General features: G+C 47.3%; 4 protein-coding genes and 1 pseudogene. 1 reads left to right on the top strand and 4 read right to left on the bottom strand.

The features are described from left to right. Nucleotides 1–250: 250 nt before the first annotated feature. The 4 genes and pseudogenes from V6C93_RS32415 to V6C93_RS32405 all read right to left on the bottom strand — a co-directional run bounded on the left by V6C93_RS32415 (nt 251) and on the right by V6C93_RS32405 (nt 2796). Entirely contained in the window at nt 251–457 is a 207-nt protein-coding gene (locus V6C93_RS32415; RefSeq protein WP_015181225.1) for a hypothetical protein, read from the bottom strand. A 146-nt stretch (nt 458–603) separates the two neighbouring features. Continuing rightward, complete coding sequence (locus tag V6C93_RS38590) at nt 604–1119, bottom strand: GNAT family N-acetyltransferase (protein WP_349262907.1); 516 nt, start codon at nt 1117–1119, stop codon at nt 604–606. Continuing rightward, nucleotides 1111–1587: pseudogene (locus tag V6C93_RS38585) on the bottom strand (GNAT family N-acetyltransferase); the annotation flags it as partial. The gene V6C93_RS38590 and the pseudogene V6C93_RS38585, both read right to left, overlap by 9 nt. A gap of 84 nt (nt 1588–1671) precedes the next feature. Beyond that, nucleotides 1672–2796 carry an RNA polymerase sigma factor, RpoD/SigA family gene (locus V6C93_RS32405; protein WP_333480804.1) on the bottom strand — a complete coding sequence of 375 codons (1125 nt, stop codon included), beginning with the start codon at nt 2794–2796 and terminating at the stop codon, nt 1672–1674. Nucleotides 2797–3689: 893 nt separating this feature from the next. Here V6C93_RS32405 and priA point away from each other — a divergent pair. After that, the coding region (priA, locus tag V6C93_RS32400; RefSeq protein ID WP_333480803.1) for a primosomal protein N' at nt 3690–5905 on the top strand (2216 nt) is incomplete at its 3' end.

Below are 5905 nucleotides of genomic sequence, written 5' to 3'. Positions count from 1 at the left end.
ATAGGCGATACAGTACTCCTAACAGATTCTACGATGATTTGCCTAAATTCAGCATCATGCTGTTGTGTACCTCCTGTTATCTCGATTCGGACAACTATCATCGCCATATAATCAATCCTTTGCCCCAGACTGCATGTTCTGCAAATAGTCCTCCAAGGCTCTGGTCTGAGGATGTTGGCTTTCCTGGTAGGGAGAAGTAAGACAAAATAAGCCTTATATCGCAAGCATTATGAGACGATTACGTCAAGCCCTAATTCAACTTCAAAGCATTGACTGGCACTTCATCCCAGGAACTCACCGTTCTCAAACGCGCCACCCAACCCGCTGACTTTTGCTCGTCTGTCAAATTCTGCTCGAAAGACTCATGGCAATCCTGCGCTTGCTGTTCATCGCAACAGGCAATACAAGAATAGAGGAGACCCGATGGATCAAGCTGTTCATTCACCCAAATAGTCATAATTTTCTCCTCTCAACTCGAAACACTTGAATGGAATCTTGAGTAGATGTACTTATTTTCTCCCGAACAGTCTCTACTGCAACTAACAAAGATACACTTGTTGATAATTTATCAGCATCTATAACAGAAGTTCATCTTTCGATAGGTTAGCTAATCTTGTCAGGGAAGATTGACGTGGCAAGCTGAGTTAGAGAATCCCCCGTCACCCGGCAAATTCGCCAGTCGGGTAAGACTGAAGCCCCTAGCTTCTCATAAAATGCGATCGCAGGTTCATTCCATACCGCCACTAACCACTCTAGCCGCCTACAGTTGCGCTTCCTCACCAACTGAGCGAGGTAAGTAAGCATCGCCTTACCCAAACCCTGACGCCGATAGTCAGGCAAAACAAACAAATCATCCACGTAAAGCCCAGGTTGAGTTAAAAAAGTGGAATAATTGTGGAAAAAAGTAGCAAACCCTACGGCCTGCCCTTCGGATTCTGCCAGAATAACTTCAACATAAGCCCGTTGACCGAATACATGCTTCTTCAGAGTGTCAGGATTGCCCGTGAAGGTGTCTAGTTTCTTGTCAAACTCCGCCTTTCTTTGAAGCAAGGGGAATAGTACAGGTATATCCTCTGCGACAGAGGGACGCAGGCTTAAAGATGATGCTCCATTAGCCACTTGAGTCAGCGACTCATCACAGATACGGCAAATTCGATTCGCTTCAAGAACGGATGCTCCCATACGCTTGTAGAATGCGATCGCCGGTTGATTCCAATCGAGTACACTCCATTCCAAACGTCCACAATCTCGCTCAACGGCTAACTGCGCCAGGTATTGCAGAATCGCTTTACCAATACCCTTGCGCCGAAACTCCGGCAGGACGAACAAATCTTCGAGATAAATCCCTGATTTGGTCAAGAAAGTGGAGTAGTTCGGGAAAAACAGCGCAAATCCCACGGCTTGCTCAGCATTCTCTGCAATTATCGCCTCTGCATAAGGTTTAGCACCAAACAGATGCTCTTTGAGCGCCTCCGGATTACCCGTAACGGCGTGGGAGAGTTTTTCATACTCTGCCAGTGCCTGAATTAAATCAAACAGCACAGGCACATCTGTTGGTGTTGCGGGTCGTATCGTGAACTCACCCATAAACAGTCAAGTCATTAGTTATTAGCCAAACGCCTTATTTTACAGGGTTTTACTAACAACTAATGACTCCTGACTGGGTGAATTCTAAGTCAACCAACCTTTCAGGCGTCGAGCCACTTGAGGACGACGTAGCTTACGCATGGCTTTGCTTTGAATTTGCCGCACCCGTTCGCGGGAAAGATTGAACATCCCGCCGACTTCTTCCAGGGTGTAAGGTTCACTACTCGCTAAACCATAGCGTAGCGAAATGACATCTTTTTCCCGTTCCGTGAGCACATCACTCAAGACTTCCCAAATTTCTTGGCGCATCATGGTTTCGCTCATTTGCTCTTCGGGCAACCGCAGATCATTGTCTTCCAACAAATCCACGAGTTCTGTATCTTCTCCCTTACCCACTCGATGATTCAGAGAGAGCGATCGCCTGCGTAACTGTAGCAACTGGCGCAAATTAGAAGGCGTAATATCTAACGCTTTTGCTAATTCCTCTTCATTCGGATTGCGTTGCAGTCCTTGCTTGAGTTCGCGCTGAGCTTTTTTGAGTTTATTGAGTTTTTCGACAATATGAATCGGTAAACGGATGGTGCGTGCATCGTTGGCAATTGTGCGGGTAATGGCCTGACGAATCCACCAGTAGGCATAGGTCGAAAATTTATAACCTTTCTCTGGGTCGAACTTTTCCGTCGCACGATTCAATCCTAGGGCACCCTCTTGAATCAAATCCAGGAAAGGCACTCCTCTGTTTAAGTACCGCTTAGCAATTGAAACCACTAAGCGTAGGTTAGAACGAATCATTTTGCGCTTGGCTACACGACCCCGATAGAGGCGATTTTCCAACTGGCGTTCTGTCAAATTCAGCTCTTTTGCCAGCTCAGCTTTCGTCGGCCTGCGCCCTAACCGTGTCTGCAAGCGTTCCTGGAGTTCATCCATTTCGACTAAGAATTGAACATTCTTAGCTAACTCCACCTCTTCTTCTGGCTTGAGCAAGGGGTAACGAGCCATCTCTTTAAAGAAAGCTCCCACTGTGTCATCCGAGTTTGTTTTGCTATAGCCAGAAGAACGACTTGTTGCGAGTGTACTCTTGGAGTCCGAGAATTCGACTTCTACAAGAGTTAAATCGGGTTCCTCTACCTCCAGAATGTCATTGTTAAAAAATTCTGTATCTTCTGTAAACTTGAGAGTATCGGCTTGGTTCAACTCAGTAATATTCATAGCGTCAATTGAGGAATGAGCGTAGAAAGGATTTTGAGAAGGTTGAGCTAAGAGGTTTAGCCTTAGCCCTGACGAAAAACAGGCTTTCCTTGATGCAAGTTTCTAATAAATCGAGGGGTAGCTTGTGAAAAAAGCTCTAAAGCGGCAAAAACAAGAGGCATATCAAGAATCCGACCAAAACCCTCATCAATGGAGCAATGAGATGTTGAGGCTGGAAAACTCTGATTTTAAGACTATTAGAAGCTTTTTGGCTAGCTCCTTGATTACAAAATGCTAAACAAAATTGGTGTATATGAGAAAAAAGAAACAAAGCCACTCGTAGAGCCAAGGCCAACGAGGCAATTTCCAGAATTCTTGACATTGATAAGAGTTTTTACATTTGACAACAACCTACAAAAAAATAGAGAGCTAAGTTGAGATGGTGAGTGTGGTAGAGTGGGGGCTAATGCCCCTGAAATCATTTCTTTAAATTAACTTTGCTATAGAAATAGGATCTCATACAGGCTTAGGGTGTCCTCTCTATCAATAGTGAGAAAACGCCACTTCTTATTGCTCAACCGATTAGTGCGCGATCAGATGAGTCTGCAAGAAGCGCAAAACTCTCCGCGTATAGGGTGGAACAGTACAGGTATAAAGGCTTGTTGATAGTTCTGAGCAAGAGAAGAGAGTTGAGCGATTATCCAATCCTCCTCTCTTCCTCACCCATCAAATTCGCAAGTAGGGGCGAAGCATTTGCTCGATAATGTAGGTTTGTGGTTACAAAGAGAGAACGCAAAGGCTTCGTCCCAGGCTGAGGGGGTAACATCCTCCACGACAGACCGTTAAAATTGACGGATGGCAAGGCACAACCGCCAATAGGCTTGGAAACATTTTTGGTGAGTAGGGTTCTCGATATGTCTAATCCCCGTAGTGGTATGGTACTGGCTGAGCCTGGGGCATCCTATCAAGCTGGTGGGGGTCAGAACCGATGGGTTGAAGTACTGGTGGATTGTCCGGGAGTACAGCAAGACCAACAGCAAGAGCAGAAACTATATACCTACAAGTTGCCAGCCGAGTTAGAGGTGCAACCGGGGGATATTTTGAGTGTGCCGTTTGGGGCGCAGCAGATTGGTGCGATCGCAATTCGTCTTTTGGACTCGCCACCCCCTGACTTAGCACCGACGAAAATTCGAGAGGTTGAGGATGTTATCTGCTGTGGATTCTTCCCAACTTGTTACTGGCAACTGTTAGAGCGAGTGGCTAAACACTATTGCACACCCCTCATCTCGGTGATACGAGTTGCTCTGCCGCCTGGATTACTTGCGCGATCGCAACGTCGTATTCGCCTCAACCCCGAAAAACTTCCCAACAATGCCGATACCGTTGTCAATCTAGCGGCACGTCAAATTTTAGAGATTCTCAAGGCTCAACCCCAAGGAGACTTTAGTTGGAAATACCTCCAACGCCAAGTGAGAGGCGCAAGTTGGGGGTTAAAGGAGTTAATTAAACGGGGTTGGGTTGAAAGTTATCTAGAACACCCTAAACCAACACGTCCCAAACTCAAACAAGCTGTAACTCTGGTCGGATATACCTTTACCAGCGACCTAACGCAGCGGCAACAGGAAATTTTGGATGTGCTACGGCGTCGCGGCGGTGATTTGTGGCTGACCGAATTGCTACAAACTTGCCATACAACTTCTTCAACCCTAAAGAAGCTAGAAGAGAAAGGCTATGTGGTGATTCAGGAAAGGGAAGTCTTGCGGACTGCCGCAGAACCAGTAGTAGGGGCAGATCGGCCTAAGCTATTGACAGATAGACAAAGTCATGCGTTAGGAATCATTACGGGACTTGATCGCTTCGCTCAAGTCCTGTTGCATGGGGTGACCGGGTCGGGGAAAACTGAGGTGTATTTACAAGCGATCGCACCCATCTTACAGCAAGGTAAGTCGGCTCTCGTCCTCGTTCCCGAAATTGGCTTGACCCCCCAACTCACCGACCGTTTCCGCGCTCGTTTTGGTAACAAAGTTAACGTTTATCACAGTGCCCTGTCGGATGGGGAACGTTACGACACTTGGCGGCAGATGCTAGCTGGAGAACCACAGGTCGTCATTGGCACCCGTAGTGCCGTCTTTGCCCCCTTGCCCAAGCTAGGTTTAATAGTCTTAGATGAAGAACACGACTCCAGCTTTAAGCAAGACCAACCTGCCCCCACCTACCACGCTCGTACAGTTGCTCAGTGGCGTGCCGAACTCGAAAACTGCCCTCTCGTCTTAGGTTCCGCTACACCGTCTTTGGAAACCTGGGTAGAGTTGAAAGTTGAACCGTTGAAGAGTGAGTTGAAGGTTGAAAGGTTGAAAGTTGAACGTTTGGAGGATAATCTTCAACCTTCTAACCTGCAACCTGCAACCCAACCCAACCTGCAACCATCAACCGCCTATTACCTGTCCCTTCCAGAGCGCATTCAATCCCGACCCATGCCGCCCATAGAAATTGTGGACATGCGGCAAGAATTACAACAGGGAAATCGCTCGATTTTTAGCCGATCGCTTTACAGGGCTTTACAACAGTTACAATCACAGGGTCAACAAGGCATCTTATTTATTCCCCGACGGGGACACAGTACCTTTGTATCTTGTCGAAGTTGTGGCTATGTAGTGGAATGCCCTAATTGTGATGTTTCGCTTTCTTATCACTACACCCACGAAGGAGCGACTCAATTACTGCGATGCCATTACTGTAACTACAGCCAACTCCATCCCCGCCATTGTCCCGAATGCAGTTCTCCCTACCTGAAATTCTTCGGCAGCGGTACCCAGCGCCTTGCCCAAGAGTTAACCCAGCAATTTCCCCAGTTGCGTATCATTCGATTTGATAGCGACACTACCCGGACTAAGGGCGCACACCGAACGCTGCTGACCAAATTTGCGAATGGGGAAGCTGACCTCTTAATTGGTACACAAATGCTGACCAAAGGGTTGGATATTGCTCAGGTAACCCTGGTAGGTGTTGTTTCCGCTGATGGACTGCTGAATTTGGCGGACTACAGAGCCGCCGAACGGACATTTCAAACGCTCACTCAGGTTGCAGGGCGTGCGGGTCGCGGCGATGACCCTGGTCGAGTGATTATTCA

The sequence above is a fragment of the Allocoleopsis sp. genome, from assembly GCF_036703385.1.
Taxonomy (GTDB): Bacteria; Cyanobacteriota; Cyanobacteriia; order Cyanobacteriales; family Coleofasciculaceae; genus Allocoleopsis.
This window is presented reverse-complemented; position numbering and strand designations above follow the sequence as displayed.

What these genes read in the sequence shown, in the direction of transcription:
- V6C93_RS32415 (WP_015181225.1), bottom strand. Translation starts at nt 457, where the DNA reads ATGACTATTTGGGTGAATGAACAGCTTGATCCATCGGGTCTCCTCTAT.
- V6C93_RS32405 (WP_333480804.1), bottom strand. Translation starts at nt 2,796, where the DNA reads ATGAATATTACTGAGTTGAACCAAGCCGATACTCTCAAGTTTACAGAA.